Origin of the sequence: Steroidobacter sp. (genome assembly GCF_036402275.1) — a bacterium.
Taxonomy (GTDB): domain Bacteria; phylum Pseudomonadota; class Gammaproteobacteria; order Steroidobacterales; family Steroidobacteraceae; genus Steroidobacter.
Genome location: NZ_DASWTF010000034.1, coordinates 246,593 through 267,061, shown reverse-complemented (window position 1 = coordinate 267,061; position 20,469 = coordinate 246,593). Strand labels below are relative to the sequence as shown.

17 protein-coding genes are annotated in these 20,469 nt (G+C 62.6%); 11 read left to right on the top strand and 6 right to left on the bottom strand.

From position 1 onward, the window contains the following. Positions 1-16 precede the first annotated feature (16 nt). Complete coding sequence (locus VGD45_RS18940) at positions 17-2,134, bottom strand: ATP-dependent helicase (protein ID WP_331156906.1); 2,118 nt, start codon at positions 2,132-2,134, stop codon at positions 17-19. An 85-nt stretch (positions 2,135-2,219) separates the two neighbouring features. Between VGD45_RS18940 and VGD45_RS18935 the strand changes: the two genes are divergently transcribed. Both VGD45_RS18935 and VGD45_RS18930 read left to right on the top strand, forming a co-directional pair. Continuing rightward, complete coding sequence (locus VGD45_RS18935) at positions 2,220-3,611, top strand: hypothetical protein (RefSeq protein WP_331156905.1); 1,392 nt, start codon at positions 2,220-2,222, stop codon at positions 3,609-3,611. After that, positions 3,608-4,504, top strand: coding sequence for a hypothetical protein (locus tag VGD45_RS18930; RefSeq protein ID WP_331156904.1), 897 nt, complete (start codon positions 3,608-3,610; stop codon positions 4,502-4,504). The genes VGD45_RS18935 and VGD45_RS18930 overlap by 4 nt, the downstream gene beginning before the upstream one ends. Here VGD45_RS18930 and VGD45_RS18925 read toward each other — a convergent pair. Continuing rightward, positions 4,491-6,518: a S9 family peptidase gene (locus VGD45_RS18925; RefSeq protein WP_331156903.1), complete on the bottom strand. Its 2,028-nt coding sequence runs from the start codon at positions 6,516-6,518 to the stop codon at positions 4,491-4,493. The genes VGD45_RS18930 and VGD45_RS18925 overlap by 14 nt on opposite strands. 176 nt (positions 6,519-6,694) lie before the next feature. On the opposite strand from VGD45_RS18925, the gene VGD45_RS18920 reads away from it, so the two are divergent. The 6 genes from VGD45_RS18920 (at position 6,695) to VGD45_RS18895 (ending at position 14,595) form a co-directional block, all read left to right on the top strand. Continuing rightward, complete coding sequence (locus tag VGD45_RS18920; protein ID WP_331156902.1) at positions 6,695-6,859, top strand: hypothetical protein; 165 nt, start codon at positions 6,695-6,697, stop codon at positions 6,857-6,859. A gap of 21 nt (positions 6,860-6,880) precedes the next feature. After that, a complete protein-coding gene (locus VGD45_RS18915; RefSeq protein WP_331156901.1) occupies positions 6,881-7,960 on the top strand; it encodes a hypothetical protein in 1,080 nt (359 codons plus the stop codon). 75 nt (positions 7,961-8,035) lie between these two features. Beyond that, positions 8,036-10,807 (top strand): DUF2339 domain-containing protein, encoded by a 2,772-nt coding sequence (locus VGD45_RS18910; RefSeq protein ID WP_331156900.1) that lies wholly within the window; start codon positions 8,036-8,038, stop codon positions 10,805-10,807. Positions 10,808-10,839: 32 nt separating this feature from the next. Next, positions 10,840-12,204, top strand: coding sequence for a DUF3999 family protein (locus VGD45_RS18905; protein ID WP_331156899.1), 1,365 nt, complete (start codon positions 10,840-10,842; stop codon positions 12,202-12,204). 50 nt (positions 12,205-12,254) lie between these two features. Then, a complete protein-coding gene (mnmG, locus tag VGD45_RS18900; RefSeq protein WP_331156898.1) occupies positions 12,255-14,180 on the top strand; it encodes a tRNA uridine-5-carboxymethylaminomethyl(34) synthesis enzyme MnmG in 1,926 nt (641 codons plus the stop codon). Between the two features lie 127 nt (positions 14,181-14,307). Then, the gene (locus VGD45_RS18895; RefSeq protein WP_331156897.1) at positions 14,308-14,595 is read left to right on the top strand and encodes an NfeD family protein; all 288 of its coding nucleotides are present in this window, start codon (positions 14,308-14,310) and stop codon (positions 14,593-14,595) included. Here the strand turns inward: VGD45_RS18895 and VGD45_RS18890 are convergent. The 4 genes from VGD45_RS18890 to VGD45_RS18875 form a co-directional block, all read right to left on the bottom strand. After that, on the bottom strand, positions 14,592-15,746 hold the full coding sequence (locus tag VGD45_RS18890) for a hypothetical protein (protein WP_331156896.1): 1,155 nt from the start codon (positions 15,744-15,746) through the stop codon (positions 14,592-14,594). The two genes, VGD45_RS18895 and VGD45_RS18890, sit on opposite strands and share 4 nt — an antisense overlap. A gap of 27 nt (positions 15,747-15,773) precedes the next feature. Next, complete coding sequence (locus VGD45_RS18885) at positions 15,774-16,520, bottom strand: SIMPL domain-containing protein (protein ID WP_331156895.1); 747 nt, start codon at positions 16,518-16,520, stop codon at positions 15,774-15,776. Positions 16,521-16,629: 109 nt separating this feature from the next. Then, positions 16,630-17,244: a guanylate kinase gene (gene gmk, locus VGD45_RS18880; RefSeq protein WP_349263308.1), complete on the bottom strand. Its 615-nt coding sequence runs from the start codon at positions 17,242-17,244 to the stop codon at positions 16,630-16,632. A gap of 11 nt (positions 17,245-17,255) precedes the next feature. After that, positions 17,256-18,110, bottom strand: coding sequence for a YicC/YloC family endoribonuclease (locus tag VGD45_RS18875; RefSeq protein WP_331156893.1), 855 nt, complete (start codon positions 18,108-18,110; stop codon positions 17,256-17,258). A 139-nt stretch (positions 18,111-18,249) separates the two neighbouring features. Here VGD45_RS18875 and VGD45_RS18870 point away from each other — a divergent pair, with 139 nt between their 5' ends. The 3 genes from VGD45_RS18870 to rdgB all read left to right on the top strand — a co-directional run bounded on the left by VGD45_RS18870 (position 18,250) and on the right by rdgB (position 20,459). Further along, on the top strand, positions 18,250-18,993 hold the full coding sequence (locus VGD45_RS18870; protein ID WP_331156892.1) for a PP2C family protein-serine/threonine phosphatase: 744 nt from the start codon (positions 18,250-18,252) through the stop codon (positions 18,991-18,993). Positions 18,994-19,128: 135 nt separating this feature from the next. Next, positions 19,129-19,854, top strand: a complete 726-nt coding sequence (gene rph / locus VGD45_RS18865) for a ribonuclease PH (protein WP_331156891.1) — start codon at positions 19,129-19,131, stop codon at positions 19,852-19,854. Further along, on the top strand, positions 19,851-20,459 hold the full coding sequence (gene rdgB, locus VGD45_RS18860; protein WP_349263307.1) for an RdgB/HAM1 family non-canonical purine NTP pyrophosphatase: 609 nt from the start codon (positions 19,851-19,853) through the stop codon (positions 20,457-20,459). The genes rph and rdgB overlap by 4 nt, the downstream gene beginning before the upstream one ends. Positions 20,460-20,469 lie beyond the last annotated feature (10 nt).

The window sequence follows — 20,469 nt, the reverse complement described above, 5'->3', positions numbered from 1 at the left end:
TTGTTATGAAACGGGTTCAGTCCCACATTGCGCGCAGGGCTGCTGCTGCGTCAATTCGTACTTTGGTCTCAGAGGCGGGACTGGAGGGAACATTGGGCGTGGCCGGCCAGGCTTTTTGTTCGAAACATTGCATGAGTCGATCGGTCATGAACCGGCTGCGAGCGCCGTAGACATGCGCGTCCCCAGTGCGGCTTTGCTGAGTGATGTAGTATTTCAGCGGCGCGACCAGATGCAGGTCTTGTTTTGCTCGCGTCATCGCCACGTACAGCAGACGCCGTTCTTCCTCGATCAGTTCGGGCTTGCCGGTGGCATGCTCATTCGGGAAGTTGCCGTCGGCCACATTCAATACATACACCGAGTCCCATTCCTGGCCCTTCGCCGAATGAATGGTGGACAGGATCAGATAGTCCTCGTCCCGTGCCGGATCGCCGGCCAGATCGCCGCTAACCTGCGGCGGATCCAGCGTCAACTCGGTGATGAACTGCTCGCGCGATGCATATTGGCCTGCGAGCCGTTCCAGTTGCTCGATGTCACCCATGCGCACGCGAGCCGCATCGTAAATGCGCTCGAGCTGCGGCTCATACCATTTGCGCAAGCGGCTGAGCTGGCCGATCCACTCGCGCGCCTGCGAGAGGTCGTTCACCAGCTCCACCAATCCGGCCCAATCCTTCTCGGCCGCCGCCGGCATGCGATACGAGGCGAGCGTCGGCCAGGCAAAGCCGCTCGCTTCGAAAACCTTCAAGCAACGTTCCGCGACTGCGGGGCCGACGCCCGTCAACAACTGCAACACGCGGAACCCGGCAATTCGGTGCTTCGGATTGTCCGCCCAGCGCAGCAGCGCCAGCACGTCCTTGACGTGCGCGGCTTCGAGGAATTTCAGGCCGCCGTATTTGGTATAGGGAATATTGCGTCGGATCAGCTCCAGCTCGAGCACGTCGCCGTGATGTGAATTGCGCATCAACACCGCTTGCCGACGCAGCGGCACGCCTTGCTCTCGCGCGGCCAGGATCTGTTCCACGATGTACAGCGATTGAGCCTTATCGTCCTGTACGGACACATAAGCGGGACGCTTCGACGCTGCGCGGCCTGAGCGCAACTCCTTTTGATACTGGCGCGGGCTGTCGCTCATCAACACATTGGCGGCGTCGAGAATCGGCTGCACCGAGCGATAGTTGTGCTCCAGTTTGATGACTTCCGCGGCCGGCGAGAAACGCCCCGGGAATTCCAGGATGTTCTCGATGGTCGCGGCACGAAACGAGTAAATGGCCTGCGCATCGTCGCCGACCACGCATACGCCCGCGCCATGCGGCTTCATGGCCATCACGATTTCTGCTTGCAGGGTGTTCGTGTCCTGATACTCGTCGATCAACACGTGCGAAAAGCGCGCGCCGATGTCTTGAGCGAGCTGCCGTTCCTGGACGAGCAGGTGCCAGTAGAGCAGCAGATCGTCGTAGTCGAGCAGCTGTTGCGAGTGTTTGATCTCCACGTAGCGGCGAAACAGCTTGCCGAGATCGTCGCCCCACTCGGCGCACCAGGGGAAAACGTCTTGCAGGGTCTGCCCCAGCGGCGCCCGGCTGTTGACCTTGTGCGAATAAATCGCCAGACAGGTGTCCTTGCGCGGAAAGCGCTTCTCTTTCTTGGAGAACCCCAGCTCCTGGCGTACGACGTCCAGCAGATCGGCGGCATCGCCACGATCCAGCACCGAAAACGACGGCTCCAGCCCGACGACGTGCGCGTACTCGCGAATCAGCCGATTGCCGATGGAGTGATATGTGCCGGACCAGAGCAGGCGCGCGGCGTTGAGGTGGATCGCACCGGCCTTGGGCGAGCTGCTCAGCGCTTGAGTGGCGATGCGTTCCGCCCGACGAAGCATTTCCTGAGCCGCACGGCGTGTAAAGGTCAGCAGCAGGATGCGCTCAGGCGGTACGCCTTCCAGCAACAAGTGTGCGACTCGGTGAGCGAGCGTGTTGGTTTTACCTGTGCCGGCGCCGGCGATGATCAGCAATGGGCCTGCGGTAAAGCCGTCCGCAGAGCGCGCCCCATAGAGAGCCGCGCGTCGTTGAGCGGCATTGAGTCCTTCTCCGAAGGCCGGGACGGACGGGGATTCGAGGGCGGTACTGGCGGCGATACTCATCGCGGCTATGATGGCGCAAAACTGTATATAACGACAGAGGCGTTTGCTTGCGGCTGTCATGCGCCGACCGGCAGAATTTCGCGCCATGCTTCATCTCGTGCCGCATCTGGTCACTCAGCGCAGCGCCCGGCTCTGGCTGTGCGCGCGAGATCTCGATGAAGCCCTGCTGAATTCGATTTCGTTGCGAGTTAACGGCATCGATATCCCGGTGCGGGCGAAAGACTGGCAGCGGTTTCCATCCGGTGCAGGCGCGCAGTGGCAACCCGCCGGTGTCATGCCATTGCAATATCAGTTCATCGATAAGCCCAACCTCACACCAGATCGCGCGTATCAAGCCTGCGCCGATCTCAATGGCGAGGAACGGGCGCATGCGAGCTTCGTGACTCTGCCTGAACAGCTTGGCGATGAGACCACGCCGCTGCGAGTGTTGCTGTCGTCGTGTTACTTCACCGGAAACAAGCGCTCGCGCCTTGCGTCGTCGCTCTTGTCGCAGCTGGATCGAAATGGATTGCGGCCCCACTTGCGCGTTTGGGCGGGCGATCAGGTGTATCTGGATGCGCCGTGGTACGAATTCGCGATCAAGTCTCATGGCGTGCCGGAGCTGGAGCGTCTGCATTCGGCCACGTACGCCCGAACGTGGTTCGCCGACCAAGGCCTGGCTGCTATCTTTCCGACCGGAGCGAACGTGTTTTGCACGGACGACCACGAGCTTTGGAATAACGCGCCAAATCCCAGCGCTGTCGCCTGGGACACACGCAAACGCGCCAAGCGTGAAGCTTGGTTGGCCATGGCCCGCGAGCTTGGACGGACATTCCAAGGCGACACCGGAACTGCTCAGCGATTCAGCGTGCCGCCCCTGGATTTTCTGGTGCTCGATTCCAGAGTGAACCGCGCTGAATGCTGTGGGCGTTTGTTTTCAGACGCACAGTGGAAACAAGTGCGAGCTTGGGCGGCAGAACCTCACGGCCTCGGCGTTTTGGTCGTGGGACAACCTCTGTTCGAGAACGCCAGCAAGCGCACGGGCGCTTTCGCGGACTATCGTCTTGCGGACTACGAAGACGACTATACCGCCCTGATGGATCTACTCGGTCGCTCGGCTCGCAGCACGACCGTGCTCACGGGAGATTTGCATTTCAGCCGCGTCGCGTGGTCGTCCCGGCCCGGCAATGTGGAGCGCCGGGTCACTGAAATGATCAGCTCGCCTCTGGCCATGGTTGCCGGCGGTCGCCTATTGTCACTGTTGGGCGCCTGGTCGCCGGCGCCGGAGAAAACGAGTCTGCCGGCTCGCCATGCGTTCAATGGTGCTTCCATGCACACCGACGAGGCGTTGCGCTCCTCCGCCGAGGGCACGGTGTTACTGGAGTTCTATCGGCGCGGGCAGCGCGTGTTCTGCACCGTCTCGCATTGGCGGCTGGACGATCTCGATGTCGCTCGCGCCAGTTTCCGTAAGGAATATTTCTTAGGGATCAGCACATGAATCTTTCCGGACTGCGTCGCTCCGATGTTGCCATCGGCAATCCTTTGCTGACCGAGACTCCCGCCGAGGCCGCGGCCGATGGCGAACTGTCCAATTTCACGTGGCTGGAATCGACCGGTTACCGCGACGGTGTCCTGTTGCTCGGAGGCACTTCCATCGTCGACTTCCGAATGCGCGTGGCGCAGTCGGAGCTGCGGCAGGATTTGCTGCCGAGCTTCTGGTCCACCTGCGGTTTGCTGATCGACGGCAAGATGATGATGACGGCCCGCGTCGATGCCATCAGCGATAGCAGCGCGCGAGTGGAGCGCAACGGCTTGGAAGCTGTGGCGCTTGATGCGGAGTCTCGCTACGGGAATCCGACGTTCTATCCAAACATCGCGATCCTGCAATTCACCGACGATCACGCGACCATCAAAGATCACGTCGCGCGCATCGGTCAGGAACGTAACATCGTCGATCTGCTGGCGCAGGTGGTCGCGTGGCTCGGCTATTGCTGGGCCGTGGGTGGTAGCGGCAATCCGCTGATGCAGGGGCACGGCATTCCGTCCGCGACGCTGCTGGAACGAGCGCACGGTCTGGCGGGCATCGATCTCAGTCCGGGATTGCCGTCGGCATCGAGTTGTCCCGAGGCGATCTGGCAGGCGGCGCGCTGGTGGTACAAGGCGTACGACCCGGTCGAGCCATCATCTTCGAAATTTACTCCGCGAGGTGCGTATCTGATTCGACAGCCCGCCGCTGCGGCAGCGGGCATTCGCGACGACGTGCAAGGCGATCAAATCGTGCGCACGACGCGTGGCGATGCGTTGATCGAAAGTCTGCGCCGCCGCGGCGACACCGAGTCGCCGCAGCCCCGATCGACGAGTAAGCGCCGCGCGCCCACTAAGAAGAAATAGGCGTGTGCAGATACTTGCCGTGCCAGTCGAGGTATCGCTGCATTCGATCCTTCAGATACGACGGCTTGCGAATGCCGTGATGTTCCCCAGGATAGATGATCAGCTGTGTCGGCACGCCCAGGCTGCGCAGGGCTTGATACATCTGCTCCGAGTTCAGCAGCGGCACGTTGAAGTCCTGTTCGCCGCACAGGAACAGCGTCGGCGTCTTGATGCGATCGGCGTGCAGGAACGCGTATGAGTTGTGCAGGTAGGTGTCGAGATCCTTCCACGGCAAGCCCAGCTCCATCTCGTACTCGCGGATATACATATCCGTGCCGTAACCCGCCAGCACGTTGGAAATCGACGCGCCGCTGGTGGCGGATTTGAAGCGCGTGTCCTTGGCGATCACGACATTGGTGAGAATGCCGCCGTAGCTCCAGCCGCCTACGCCAAGGCGATTCGGATCGGCGATGCCTTGCTGGACGACGTGATCGACCGCGGCGAGCACGTCTTCCGAATCCTTCCCGCCCCAGTCCTTGTAGATGGCGGTCGTGAATGCCTCACCGCGCCCCGAGCTGCCACGTGGATTCGCAGCTACGATCACATAACCCTGCGAAGCGAAGATCTGCCACGTCAAAGAGAATGAGTTCGCGTACTGTGACACTGGCCCGCCGTGAATCCAAAGCAACGTCGGATAACGTCGGCCCGCGACGTAGCCCGGGGGTTTAACGACGAAGCCGCCGATGCGAGTGCCGTCCTTGGACGGAAACGAAATTTCTTCGGTCGTGCCCAGATTCACGCTCGCAAGCCACTCGTCATTGTGATGTGACAGCGCACGCAGCTGCTTGCCCTCGAGAGCGTAAACAGCGTCCGGTGTATCGACCGTGCTATCGAGCAGGGCGATCCGACCCTTGCTCCCCAGATCGTAATCCGCCGACTCGCGTCGCCCATCGAGGACGCGCTCGATCTTGTCGTTGCGAACGTTCATCCGCGCCAGCACTTGATTGCGATCGTCTTCCAGCAGGAAATAAATCGACGCGCCATCGGCCGACCATTGGGGCTCGATTACATTGCGGTCCAGACTCTTCGTGACGATGCGTGCAGCGCCGCCGCTCGCGGACACGATGGCGAGATTGTGGACGGAGTAATAAATGAGCTTGGGATCGCCCGCCGTCACGAACGCGAGCTCGCGGCCGTCGGGTCGCCACGTCGGCGGGCTCATCCAGGACGAATCGCCGGCATCGCCTTGGAACTTGGTGATCAGCTGTGGCGTGACGCCCGCGCGCGGTTCGATGGTGTATACACCGAACTCGTTGTTGCGATCCGGATCGTTGCTGCGATTGCTATAGAACGCGATGCGGTTGCCGTCGGGCGACCAGCTCGGCATGCTTTCATCGAAAGGGTCCGGCGTGAGATTCTCCGCCTTGCGAGTGGCCATATCGAATACATACAAATGCCGCCGCTGCGTGCCCAGATAGCCGCTGCCGTCTTCCTTGAAGTAGTAGCGATCGATAACGATTGGCGGCGGGGTCTTGTCCTTGTCCGCGCCGCTTTGTTTGCGCGGATCTTCATCGCTCACGATCAACGCGAGCTTCTTGCCGTCGGGCGACCAGCTAAAGTCGACAACCTCGCCATTGAAACCCGTCAACGGCTTGGCTTCGCCGCCCTGGCGATCCAATAACCACACCTGTTCGGGCGGCTCTTCTTCGCCGCGCGCCGTAAGGAAACCGAGATACTTGCCATCCGGGCTCCAGCGTGGCGAGTGCTCGCTGTCTTCGGAGTAGGTGAGCTGCACGCTCTGCTTGCCGTCCCAGCTCGACATCCAGATGTGACTATTGCTCTTGTCCTTCACCGGGTCGGCGGTGCGAACCACATAGGCGACCCACTGCCCGTCCGGCGACAGCTGCGGGTCGCTCACGTCGCGCACGGCGTTGATGTCCTCGGCAGAGAGCAATCGGCGCTCGGCAGCCGCGGCCGCCAGGGAGGGCACAAACTGGCAGGTCGCCAGGGCGAGGAACAGAGTGGCCTTCAACATTGGCACATCGCTCCGTGAGCAAGAGTTGTCGGAAAGCGGGGGACAGCAGAGTGTCGCAGCTCCCATGCCGCGTCAAATCGACTATCAAATGATGGCGTCCGGAAGGCGTTCGGAACCAAGGCTCGGATGGAACGTTTCCACACGGCAGCCGCGCATCGGCGCGAGAGGCGAGCGTCATGAAACCATTGGTGTGGTTGGGAATCGGATTGGTGGTGGCCTGGGCCGTGCTCTGGCTGGGCATCAAGATGGCCGTGTTCGCGGTCCATCTGCTGCTGTTGATCGGCGTGGCGATGATCGGCTGGGGGCTGCTGCAACGGGGGCGGGCCAACCACCCGTCGTGATGTCCATGGGCAACTCAGGCGATGCGTGAACTGCCGCCAGACCTGCCCGAGTCAGTGGTGCAGGCTCACCTGCACGCACGCGAGAACGGCCTGATCTATGTTTCCGACGCCGAGCCGGGTATCGAGCGTCACAAGCGCGGCAAAGGTTTCTACTATCTCGGGCCGGATCACAAGCGCATCACCGAAGAACGCGTCCTCGCACGCATTCGCAAGCTGGCCATTCCGCCGGCGTATACCGAAGTCTGGATATGCACCAAGGAACGTGGCCACCTGCAGGCCACAGGTCGCGATGCGCGTCGTCGCAAGCAATACCGTTACCACCCCGAGTGGCGGATCACCCGTGACAACGGCAAGTTCTCCAAGATGATCGAGTTCGGCCGGCAGTTGCCGAAGCTGCGTCGACGGCTGAAGCAGGACTTGGCGCTGCCAGGCTTGCCCAAGAACAAGGTGCTCGCGGTCATCGTCACATTGCTCGCCGAAACTTTGATTCGCGTCGGCAACGAGGAATATGCGCGCACGAATCGCTCGTATGGGCTGACGACGCTGCGAAACAAACATGTGAAGTTCCTGCGAGACGGTCGCGCGTCGTTCAACTTTCGCGGCAAGAGCGGTCGGCAGCACGATGTGGTGCTGGACGATCGCAGGCTGGCGCGCCTCATCCGGCACATCCAACAGTTGCCAGGACAAGCGCTCTTTCAATATGTGGACGACGATGGTCAGCATCAGCCAGTGGATTCGGGCATGGTGAACGAATACCTCCGCGAAGCCATGGGCGGCGCCAACGATTTCACCGCCAAGGACTTCCGCACCTGGGGCGGGACGGTGCGCGCCATTGCCTTCCTTTCGTGCCAGGCGCGCAAGGAGCCGATGAGTCAACGTGCGTTCAATGGCTGCGTCGTGGCCACTGCCCGCAAAGTTGCCGAAGCGCTAGGCAACACGCCGGCCGTGTGCCGCAAGTCTTATATCAATCCGGTCGTGTTCGAGGCGTGGAAAGCCGGTATCGTCGAGAAACGAGTGCCCCGCACTTCCATGTCGCCCCGCCAAATGGAACAGGCGGCCTTGGCCCTCCTCAAAGGCCAGCAGCGCGCGATTGTTAAATAGCTGGTTTGCGCTTCCAGCGCCTCTCCATCAAGATGCGCGCGCCGGGACGTGGCCCGGCACTCAATCGGTGCGCGCATGGAGCCCGGAAAACAAACCTCGTTCCAAGCATCGTCCAAGGGACTGACGATCGGTCTCACTTTGCTGTTCGCCGTGATGGGCGGCTCGATGGGCCAGGACGGCGAAGGGTTCCTGCTCGGAGCCCTGTTCGGCTTTTTGTTCGCTCAGGTGTTTCACCTGCGCGGCCGTGTTCAATCGTTGCACGAGCAATTGCATAGGTTGCAGCTCTCGCACGACCTGGGCGAGCGCAAGGCTCAAACGCCGCCACCTGCAACAGCGCCACCGCCACAGCCCACGATTTCAGAACCCGCGCCGGCAGCGCCAACACCGCAGCCGACAGTTGCACAACCCGCACCGCAACCGTCGAGAGAAGATCGTGCTGCAGCCATAGCGGCAGAGACGCGGGCGCGTATCGCCGCTGCTTCACTGCCGCCGCGAACTTCACGGCCGGCTGAGCCGACAGCGATCGACCGTCTCATCGGCGAGTTCACGAGCTGGCTCAAGCGCGGCAATCCGCTGGCGCGCATCGGTATCGTGATCCTGTTCTTCGGCGCGACGTTCCTCGCCAAATACGCCGCCGATAACAGTATGTTTCCCATCGAGCTGCGCTTCGTCGCTATCGCTCTGGGCGCATTCGGCCTGCTCATCGTCGGCTGGCGCTTGAGGGAGAAACGCGCGGTCTATGCGCAACTCCTGCAAGGCGGCGGTATTGCCGGACTGTATCTAACGGTGTACGCCGCGACTCGATTCGATCTGCTGCCGAACGGGCTCGCCTTTGGCTTGCTCGTCATCGTCGCGCTGGCCGCGGCCATCCTCGCAGTGGGACAGAACGCACTGTCCCTCGCCGTCATCGGTACGGCGGGCGGCTTCCTTGCACCCATCATGGTGTCGACCGGCAGCGGCAACTACGTCGCGCTGTTCACTTACTACGCCGTGCTCAACCTCGGCGTGTTCGCAGTGGCCTGGTTCCGCACCTGGCGAGTGCTGAATGTGCTGGGCTTCCTATTCACTTTCACCATCACGGGATTGTGGCGGGCCACCAGCTATGAAAGCGCCGACCTGTTCGCGGCAGACGCGTTTCTGATTCTGTTCTTCCTCTTGTATGTCGCCGTCTCCATTCTCAATTGCGTCCGCCAGCCGCCCGACTTGAAGGGATATCTCTCGGGATCGCTGGTGTTCGGTCTGCCCGTCGTCGCGTTCACCTTGCACGCGACGATGGTCGCGCGCATCGAATACGCGATGGCATGGAGCGCGTTGGCGTTGGGCGCTTTCTATCTGGCGCTCGGCGCGGTGCTGTATCGAACCGGCCGCGAGAACTTCCGATTGCTGGTGGAAGCCTTCGCTGCGTTAGGCGTGATCTTCGGCAGCCTCGCGATTCCGCTGGCGTTCGACACCCGCACCACCGCGGCGATGTGGGCGGTCGAAGGCGCAGGTCTGTTGTGGCTCGGCGTGAGGCAGCAACGAAAGCTCGCTCGCGCGTTCGGCGCGCTGCTGCAGATCGGCGCGGGCATCGGATGTTTGATGGGCCTGTACGGTCATCAGAGCGACCTGCCCATTTTGAACAGCGCCTATCTCGGCACGCTCATGCTCAGCATTTCCGGCATTTGCACTGGCTACTGGTTGTTTCGTAACCAGGCGCTGCGGGCCCAATATGAAACTGGCGCGGACGTCGTATTCACGCTGTGGGGCGTCCTCTGGTGGATGGTGGGCGGCCTGCGCGAGATCGATCGATTCCTTCCAACGGCCGCGTATGGCGCGTCGCTTAGTTTCGTGGCGCTCACTGCCGCCTTGCTCGCGGTATTGAGCTTGAAGCGTGAATGGCGACTGCCACTGATCGTCGCGACTTACTTGCCGGCAGTGTCGGCCTTCTTCGCGTTGACCGCCGCGATCAACTTTGCGCATCCGTTCGGGCAATGGGGCGCGCTCGGTTGGCTGTTGCTGTTCATCGCTCATTTCTGGTTGCTGCGCCTGGGCGAGTCGCGAGCTATGCAGGGGCTCGACTGGTTTCACATCGGTGCGAGCTGGGTGCTCACGTTGATCGCGGCGTGGGAACTCAGCTTCAAGGTCGGTGAGCGCACCACCGGTGTGTGGGCGCAGTTGCCGTGGGGTGTTGTGCCGGCGCTTGCGGTCGCATGGCTCGGCCGTCAGCAACTGAGTCCGCGTTGGCCCTTGGCAGCGCGCGAGAATGCGTATCGATTGTACGCGGCGATTCCATTGGGCCTCGCGGTGGGTCTGTGGGTAGTTTACATCAATCTGACCAGCACGGGCGACTCGACCTGGCTGCCCTACCTGCCCTTGTTGAATCCGCTCGATATCAGCGTCGCGCTGTGTTTCGCGGCGCTCGCGATGTGGTGGAGCGCACTGAACGAACAGCAGCGCGCCACCGCCTGGCAATTCGATCCTCGTGCGCTGATTGCAGCGGTGGCCGGCATGGTGTTCATCTGGCTGAACGCCGCGCTCATTCGCACGCTGCATCACAATTTCAGCGCGCCGATCACGCTGCACGGTCTGTCGAACTCGACGCTCGTGCAAGCGTCGCTCTCCATCTTCTGGGCTGTGCTGGGCTTCACTGCGATGACCCTGGCCGCGCGGCAGCGCTGGCGATATGTATGGGTCGTCGGCATGGCGCTGATGATCGTCGTGGTCGCGAAACTGCTGCTCGTCGACCTGTCCAACATCGGCACGCTCGCGCGGATCACCTCGTTCCTCACAGTCGGCGCGTTGCTGCTGGTGACGGGTTACCTCGCGCCATTGCCACCGAAAAAAATCAGCGAGCAGGTGGCGGACTGATGAGATCGAGCAACAGGAATCTGGAATCGCCTATGGCTGTGCGCTTGTCGCTGTTTGTTTCCTTGGGCTGCCTGCTTGCCGGCAGCGTCAGCGCCGCGGGGCCGACCAAGAACGACTACGTCAAAGGCATGTCCGTGCAAGCGGGTTACACTCAGCCTCTGATCGAAACAGAGTTGCCCGATATTGTGTATCGCGAGGTCACACGCCAGGACCTCGGCGATCTGCGAGTGTTCAACGCCGATGGCGCGCCGGTGCCGCATGCCATCTGTTCGGTTCCGCAGACCACCGAAACGCAAGTGACCGAGCAGTCATTGTCAGTCTTCATACTGCGGGGTCGCGACCAGGTTTACACCGAGAGCTCGCGCGTGAATGTACAAACGCCGTCGGGCACCCGAGTGGATGTCGAGGAGTCCTCACCGCCCCAGCCTCAAGTGGTGAGCGGATTGATTCATATCATCGACGCGCGTGACACTCACCCGTTGCGGGCCATTCGTTTCGATTGGAGCAGCCCGGACGGCGTCTCCGAAGTGAAGGTGCGTATCGAGGCCAGCGACGATCTGGATCGATGGCAGACCGTCGTGCCGGAGAGCACGTTGTTACTCGCGCAGCAGGGCGGCCGCGAGTTGCGCCGTGAACGCATCAACCTGCCGTTGCGTGAATATGAGTATCTGCGCGTGCAGCGCGTCGATAGCGGCCCGCCGTTGATCGTCAATTCCGTCCTGGCCGAGGAAGTGTCGGAGACCCGTGAATCCGAGCCACTGTGGTTCACTGCGACCCGTGTGACCTCTTCCGAGCAAACAGAGGCGTTGATGTTCGATGCCGAGCACGTCGCGCCCGTGACCTTCGCTCGCGTGCGCCTCCAGCAAACAAACAGCACGGCAAGCGTGGTCCTGCAGAGCCGTCCCGACGAACAATCGCCGTGGCAGACCCGATGGACGGGCGAAAGTTATGTCATCGTCTCGGACACTGTGCGCCGGGAAAGTCCGCCGGCGCGATTCCAGGCGGTTCATGACCGCTATTGGCGCGTGCAGATTCTGAAGGACGCGCAGGTTTATCGGGACAGCAGCCTGGAGTTGGGCTATCGCCCGGCCAGGGTGCGCTTCCTGGCCCAAGGGGAGGGCCCGTTCACCCTGGCATTCGGCAGCCGCCGCGCCGAGGTGGCGAAGCCGACGGTGTGCGATGGGTTGCTCGCCGACGTGAGCGCCGCCGACCGGGAGCGCATGATCGAACATGGCTATACCGGACCGGTCGTCGATCTGGGCGGTCCCGCCGCACTCAAGCCCCTGCCCAAGGAGACGCCCGTCAAAGTAGTGGTTTTATGGGTAGTGCTGGTGGTCGGGGTGGCGCTTTTGGTGGGCATGGCCCTGTCGCTCTTGAAACGCGTTCGGCAGCCATGAACTAAGCCGCCGGTTCCACTAGAATGGCGGCCCTTTTGGGCCCTACTCCCATGCGTTTTCCGCAAGATTTCGATGTCATCGTGGTGGGCGGCGGTCACGCCGGCACCGAGGCCGCCCTGGCCTCGGCCCGGATGGGCGTGCGCACGCTGTTGCTCACCCAGAGCATCGAAACCCTGGGCCAAATGAGCTGCAATCCCGCCATCGGCGGCATCGGCAAAGGCCACCTGGTCAAGGAAATCGATGCCCTGGGCGGCGCGATGGCGCAGGCCGCCGACCGCGGCGGCATTCAGTTCCGTACTCTGAACGCCAGCAAGGGCCCCGCGGTGCGAGCCACCCGGGCGCAGGCCGATCGCGTGCTCTACAAACAGGCGATCCGCGCCACGCTGGAGAATCAGCCGAACCTGACGCTGTTCCAGCAGGAAGTGGCCGATCTGGTCGTCGAGCAGGATCGCGTGCACGGGGTCATCACCCAGACCGGTATCGAGTTTCGCGCTCGCGCGGTCGTGCTCACCGTCGGCACCTTCCTCGCCGGCAAGATTCACGTGGGTCTCACCAATTATCAGGGTGGGCGCGCTGGCGATCCGCCGTCGAATCGTTTGGCTGAGCGATTGCGCGCGCTGCCTTTCCGAGTCGGTCGCTTGAAGACAGGCACGCCGCCGCGAATCGACGGCCGCACCATCAACTATGAAGGGCTGCTCGAGCAGCCGGGCGATGAACCTGCGCCGGTGTTCTCCTATCTGGGCCGTCGGAGCGATCATCCGCGCCAGGTGAATTGCTATATCACCGCGACGAACGAGCGCACGCACGAGATCATTCGCGCTGGCTGCGATCGTTCGCCCATGTACACGGGCGTTATCGAAGGCGTGGGCCCGCGTTATTGCCCTTCAGTCGAAGACAAGATCCACCGCTTCGCCGACAAGACCTCGCATCAGATTTTCATCGAGCCCGAGGGGCTCACGACGCACGAGATCTATCCCAACGGCATTTCCACCAGCCTGCCCTTCGACGTGCAGTTGGACCTGGTGCGCTCGATCAAAGGGTTCGAGAACGCGCACATCACGCGGCCCGGATATGCGATCGAGTACGACTACTTCGATCCCCGCGACCTGCGTTACAGCCTGGAAACGAAGTTCATTGGCGGTCTGTTCTTCGCCGGACAGATCAACGGCACCACTGGTTATGAAGAAGCCGCGGCCCAAGGTTTGCTCGCCGGATTGAACGCCGCGTTGCTGACTCAGGAGCGTGAGGCGTGGACGCCTCGTCGCGACGAAGCTTACATCGGTGTGCTGGTCGACGATTTGATCACTCGCGGGACGAGCGAGCCCTATCGCATGTTCACCAGCCGCGCCGAATATCGATTGCTGCTGCGGGAAGACAATGCCGATCTGCGTCTCACGACCAAGGGCCGCGAGCTCGGGCTGGTCAACGACGAGCGTTGGGCATTCTTCAACGCGAAGCGTGAGGCCATCGATGCAGAAGTCGAGCGCTTGGATCGCGCGATCGTTCGTCCGCATCACCTGTCCGAAGAACGCTCGATCGAATTGCTGGGCACGACGTTGGCGCGTGAAGCGCACGGCTTCGATCTGTTGCGTCGGCCCGAAGTTTCGTACGCGGCGCTCGCGTCCATCGAGCAGGTCGGTAAGGCCGACTGGATGAATGCCGCCGACGTCGATGAACGGCTGGCCGAGCAGGTTCAGTTGCAGGTCGAAGTGCAGGCCAAGTACACCGGCTACATCGATCGCCAGCAGGACGAGATCGAGCGGCAGCGGCGCCACGAAGACACGCGGCTGCCCGAGAACATCGACTATGCGCAGGTGCGCGGTCTGTCGATGGAAGTGCGGCAGCGCCTGCAGGAAGCCCGGCCTGACACGGTCGGCCGCGCCGCGCGCGTGCCGGGAGTTACTCCGGCGGCTATTTCACTTTTGCTGGTCCATCTCAAGCGGCGCCAAGGCATTCCCTCACAGCGCGCCGGCTGATTCGCCGGAATTCGAAGTTGTTTCACAACTTGCCGAACGCGCGTGGCGGCCGGCCCGACCCTTCCGTAAAGTCTGCGCGCGGGCGGTCGATGCCCGAGATGTCCCACTTCACCCTTTTTTTACGTCCATGATCTGGTTCGCTCTTTTTGCCAGCACGGTGTTCGCTCTGTACTTCTGGCGGCAGTACGTCCAGAGACAGCGTGAGTTGAACAGTCCGCTCGCCAGCCATCGCTCGGGCCACAGTCACATTGGCCAGGTGGTGGTGCTGGAGCAGGGATTGCAGAACGGTGCGGGCCGCATCCGCCTCGGCAATCGTGACTGGCCGATTCGTGGGCCCAATCTACCGCCGGGCGCGAAGGCCCGCGTCACTGGCGTCGACGGCACCGTGCTGCTGGTCGATCGCGTCGCTGCTTAATTACCGGCGGCAGCCGGGCATCCAAGTTCTTTCTTCGCGCGCTCGGCGTTCTCTTTCCATAAGGCGTCGGCCTGTTCGATCGCCGCGTCCTGCATCTGCGGGGGCGCGCTCTTCACCAGCGCCGGAATGCTTTGGGAGAAGCCCAGCGCCGTGACGATGTACTGATCGCCCATGCAGCCGGCTTCGTTGAGCCGATTGCCGAAGTACTGCCACGCCAGCAGCTGGGCGCGCGGTATCTGCCGGCCCCAGGGCATGCGCATCATGGACAAGAACGCCGTCGGCTCACCGTCGCGCGCGGCGTCCAGGCCGAACACTGAAGCCGTACGCGTATCGGCCGGATGGCCATCGCAACCCAGGGACATGCAGTTCGCCAGATCGACCTTGGCTTTGGGGATGTAACGGCCCGCGGTCTTGAGATACTCGCGAATCTTGCTGACGTTCTCGGTGGTCTGCCCGCGTTGAACCGCGACGAGCAGATTGCTGGCGGCGGCATGCATCGCAGGCGCGTAATTTTTACTGATTGCCTGCTGGATCAGCGCTTCGCGCTTGGCGGCATCGCGAAGGAAGGGCGCTAATTCAGTGGCGCTTGCAGGATCGCCGGCATCCGCGGCGGCGCGCAGCCGCGCTTCGATCGCGCCGAAGTCGAATCGCGCTTTGCCGCAGCCGGCCATGGCGCGCGGTTTGAACTCCGCCTCGGCCTTCAACACACCAGCAATGCGAGGCGCGCGGTCGGGCGGGAATTGTTTGCCGACTTCAGGAAGCTGCGATTTCCAATCGGGCGCACGCGACGAGGACACACTGTTGCACCAGTGTTGAATGCGCACGAGCGCTATGTCTGCTTGCCGATTCCCTTGAGCCGCGAGAGTACTCAATGCCGCGACGGCCTGATCGGCCTCGCCGCGTGAAAGCTGATCGATGACCTGATCGCTGACGTTCAGGCCCTTCATGGTTCGGAACATCGTCACCCGCTGCAACACCTGCTGGAACTGGGTTTCATCGGTGGGCGCGACGGTGACGGCGGGAGCTTCAGCCGGAGGCTCAGGTGGTGGGGTCTGTTTCGGCGCTTCGATGGCCTGACTGGCGCCTTGAATTAGAAGCAGCGCTGCCGCTAAGGCAGCGCTGCGTTTCGTTCCGTGAGAGCGGCGATTCATGTGAATAGCCCTCCGAGACGGGCTCGATTACGGCGTGTTCGGAATCAAATCGTACTCGACCTGGACCGTGCCGTTGAATCCCATCTGGCCGCTTTGATACGAGCCCGCGGCGTCGGACGCCGCTTCGGCGCGCATCATCTGCGTCTTCATCATCGGCATCGGAGGCGGCACGAAGCCCGAGCTGGCGGAAATCGTGCGCGGCGGGCCCAGGCGGGCGCCGGCGGCCTTGGCCACGGCTTCGGCATTCAGCTTGGCGTCAGCCACAGCCTTCGCCAGAGCTTCGCGCTCCAGGTCACGACGCTTGCTGGAATCCAGGCGCGGATCGCCGACCTGGTTCACGCCGAGATCGAACGACTTCTCCATCAGCTGGCCGAGCTTGTCGAGATCGCGCAGTTCGATTTCGATCTGGCGAGAGACGTAGTAGCCGATCAGGTTGCGTTCACGAGCGTTGTTGTCCCAGTTGTACTCGGGCTGAATGTTCACGCGCGTGGTGCGCACGTATTTTTGATCGATCTTCAAATCGCGCGTCAGCTTCAGCACGGCGTCGACGGTCTTGGAGACTTCGGCGCGCGCGTCTTCCATCTTCGGCTTACGCGCTTCCACGCCCAGGGTCACCAACGCGCGATCCGGCTCGGCCTGAATCTCACCTTGCCCGGAGACGCTGATTGTGCGGGGACGCTCGGCTTCCGCGCCGGAAGCGCCGGCGGACACCAGGAACGCGCACAGCGCGGTGGTGGCGGCGACAGTGCTGAGCTGAAGAGTTCTGAATCGCATATGAATGTCCTTGATTACGAGCCGCTCATCCGCGGCAGGTCAGAAGCTTTGTCCGTGGCGACGATGGCAAGTTCAGCACTGGAGGGCGCCGAAAAAAAATATTGGGAGCTCAACCCAACAGGCGACGGATCAACGTTTGTAGCTCGGGGCGGTCGCGTCTGAGCGCGTCGCCAAGCCCGGCGACGATGGTTTCGAGGTCGCCGGTGGCGCGCTCGAACTCGTCGTTGACCACGACGAAGTCGAACTCGTTCCAATGTGACATGTCGGCGATGGAGTCGCGCAGTCGACGCGCGATGACTTCGTCATTGTCGGTTTGCCGGCCGCGCAGACGCTGTTCGAGGGCTTCACGCGACGGCGGCAGAATGAAGATCGACTGACATTCCGGCATCGCGCGGCGGATCTGCTGCGCGCCCTGCCAATCGATTTCGAGCAGCACGTTGTCGCCGCTGCGAAGCATGCCTTCCACCTGCGGTTTCGACGTGCCGTAATAATTGTCGAACACGCGCGCGTGCTCGAGAAACTCGCCGGCCGCAGCCATGCGCTCGAACTCGGCGTGATCGACGAAGAAGTAATCGCGCCCGTGCTGCTCATTGGGCCGCGGCTTGCGTGTCGTATAAGAGATCGAGAAGCGCAGCGACGCAACGCGCGTCATCAACGCACGCACCAGCGTCGTCTTGCCCGCGCCCGACGGCGCGGCGATTACGAACAACTTGCCTCTTTGCACCGACGCTTCGCTCATTCCACGTTCTGTACTTGCTCGCGCATCTGCTCGATCGCGACTTTCATGTCCACCGCGGCGCGAGTGGTCTCGCTGTCCTGCGACTTCGACGACAGTGTGTTGGCTTCGCGGTTCAGCTCCTGCATCAGAAAGTCGAGCCGGCGTCCGGCAGGCTCGGCGGAGCTCAACACCGAGGTGACTTCTTCAAGGTGCGCGCCGAGCCGGTCCAACTCTTCGTCCACGTCCATCTTGTGAGCGTACAGCACCAGTTCCTGTTCGAGACGCTCCGGATCCGGTGTCGCGCCGAGCTGCGCGATGCGCTCGACGATGCGATCGCGCATGCGTCGCGAGACTTCAGGCAGGCGCGCGCGCACGGCTTGAACTTGCGTGCGCATCGTTGTACAGCGCGTCAGCAACAGTTCACGAATGCGTTGCCCTTCGCGCAGGCGAGTCTCGTTCAACTCGTTCAGCGCTTCCTGCACGAGCTCCAGCGCGGCGGCCAGCACGGGCTTCACGTCCACTTCCGCCTCGCGCACAACACCGGGCCAGCGCAGCAGGTCGACGGGGCTGACAGGTGCGGGATACTTCAACTGGCCGCGCACCTGATCGACGCGCGCAATCAATTCTTCGAGCAGCTGCGGGTCCAGCTCCAGCGAGCGCTGCGTGCCGGCCGCGGACTTCAAGTACAGGTTGGCGTCTACCTTGCCCCGGCGCAGTGCGGCCGCAATCGCCTGGCGCACGTCGTTGTCCAGCGCCTTCAGCTCGTCCGGCAGGCGCAGCGAGGTTTCGAGGTAGCGATGGTTCACGGTGCGCACCTCGCACACCAGCGTACCCCATGGGCCCTGGCGCTCGCGCCGGGCGAAACCTGTCATGCTGCGGATCATTATTTCGTGCCGTAGAAGAAGATTAAGGCAAACGCTGTCTTACACGCTGAGTGACGCGGTGCTATAAAGCGTCGCCTTGAAAGGGGCAAGTGTATCAGCTGAAGAGCCGTCCGGCCGGAGCCCGCGCTTGCGGATCGAGCATGCAGATTTAAGTCTGATCGGTGATCGTGAGGACAACCAGGACCGTGTGACCGTGGCAGCCACCGACAAGGCGGCGCTGCTCGTGGTCATCGATGGCATGGGCGGCCATTCCGATGGCAGCCGCGCCGCGGACACGGCGCTGAAAAGCCTGCTCGATTCCTTCCAGCAAACGCCCTTGCCGATGTTCGATCCCATCGGCTTCCTGCATATGGCGTTGAGCCGCGCGCATGACGATGTGGCGCGCCTCGGCAACGGTCAGAGCATCGACGCGCGGCCGCGCGCGACCATCGCCGTGTGCCTGGTGCAGGAAGGCGCGGCTTATTGGGCGCACGTCGGCGACAGCCGCATCTATCACATCCGCCACGGCAAGATGCTTGCGCGGACGCGCGATCACAGCCATGTCGAGCTGCTGTTGCGCGAGGGCAAGATCACCGAGGAAGAATTGCCCAATCACCCCATGCGCAATTTCGTCGAGTGCTGCCTGGGCGGAGATCCGGCCATTCCGGAGATGACCATCAGCGGCCGCCACGCGTTGCAGGCGGGCGACGTGATCCTGTTGTGTACCGACGGCATCTGGGCCAATTTGCGGGACATGGACATCGCCGCGTTTTTCCGCGACGACACGCAGCAGCTGCGGGCCTGGCTGGAAGCCCTGGGCCGGCGCGCGGTGCAGGCGTCGTCGCCTTTCAGCGATAATTCTACCGCCGCCGTCATGCGGTACCTGGGGTGAGCGCGGATGCCTTTTCGAGGCGACTTAACGTCGCCTCGAACCGCGCGAACGCCGGTACACGGATGTATCGGCGGGCCGAGGCTCCAGGGACGGCTGCTTGAGATACGCTGCAGACGTATCAACGTAGGTACTGCCATGAAATCCAGACCCAGTGGCCGCGCTCCCGACGAGCTGCGGCCGATCCGCATTACACGCCGTTTTACGCGCCACGCCGAAGGCTCCGTGCTGATCGAGTTCGGCGAGACGCGCGTGCTTTGTACCGCGAGCGTTGAAGAGACGGTCCCGTCGTTCCTGCGTAATCAAGGCAAGGGATGGGTTACTGCCGAGTACGGCATGCTCCCACGCGCCACTCACACGCGTAACAAGCGTGAAGCTGCGACGGGCAAGCAAGGCGGCCGCACGCTGGAAATCCAGCGGCTCATCGGCCGGGCCCTGCGCGCCGTGATCGATCTCAAAGCATTGGGCGAGCGCACGATCACGGTCGATTGCGACGTCCTGCAGGCCGATGGCGGCACGCGAACCGCCTCCATTACGGGCGGCTATGTCGCCATGGTGGACGCAGTGAATTCGCTCGTACGCAAAGGCGCGCTACGTGACAGCCCAGTGCACGGCCAAGTGGCCGCAGTCTCCGTGGGCATCTGGTCGGGCGTGCCCGTGCTGGATCTCGACTATGCCGAAGATTCCGAGGCCGAGACCGATATGAACATCGTGATGAACAACGGCGGCGGCTTCATCGAAGTGCAAGGCACGGCCGAGGGTCACGCTTTCCGGCGCAACGAGCTCGACGAGCTGTTGAATCTCGCGGCGAACGGCTGCGGCCAGCTGCTCGCACGTCAGCTCGAAGCACTGAGCGCGGACTGATGCGTCTGGTGATCGCCACCGGCAATGCCGGCAAATTGAAGGAGCTGCGCGAGCTGCTGCCGCCGCCCGGGTTCGAAGTTCTGCCGCAGTCGCAGTTCACGACGGTGAGCGTCGAGGAGACTGGCCTGAGCTTCGTCGAGAACGCGATTTTGAAGGCGCGGCACGCGGCCGCGGCCTCGGGCTTGCCTGCCATCGCCGACGATTCGGGACTGGAAGTAGACGCGCTCGACGGCGCTCCCGGCATTTATTCGGCGCGCTACGCCGGCGAGGACGCGAGCGACGAGGACAACCTGCTCAAGCTGCTCGCTGCCCTCGACGGCAAATCGCCTGCGCAACGGACGGCTCGCTATCAATGCGCGCTGGCGTTCATGCGCTCGTCGCACGATCCTTCGCCGCTCATCTGTCAGGCGAGTTGGGAAGGTCGCATCACCACCGAACGTCGCGGCACGGGTGGCTTCGGCTACGACCCCATTTTCGAATTGGCCGATCGCGCGGTAACCATTGCGGAGCTGCCTGCCGCCGAGAAGAATCTACTGAGCCATCGCGGCAAAGCGCTGCGGGGCCTGGTCGCACAGTTGCGCGAGATTTACCCGCTCGGATCGTAGCGAGCCCATC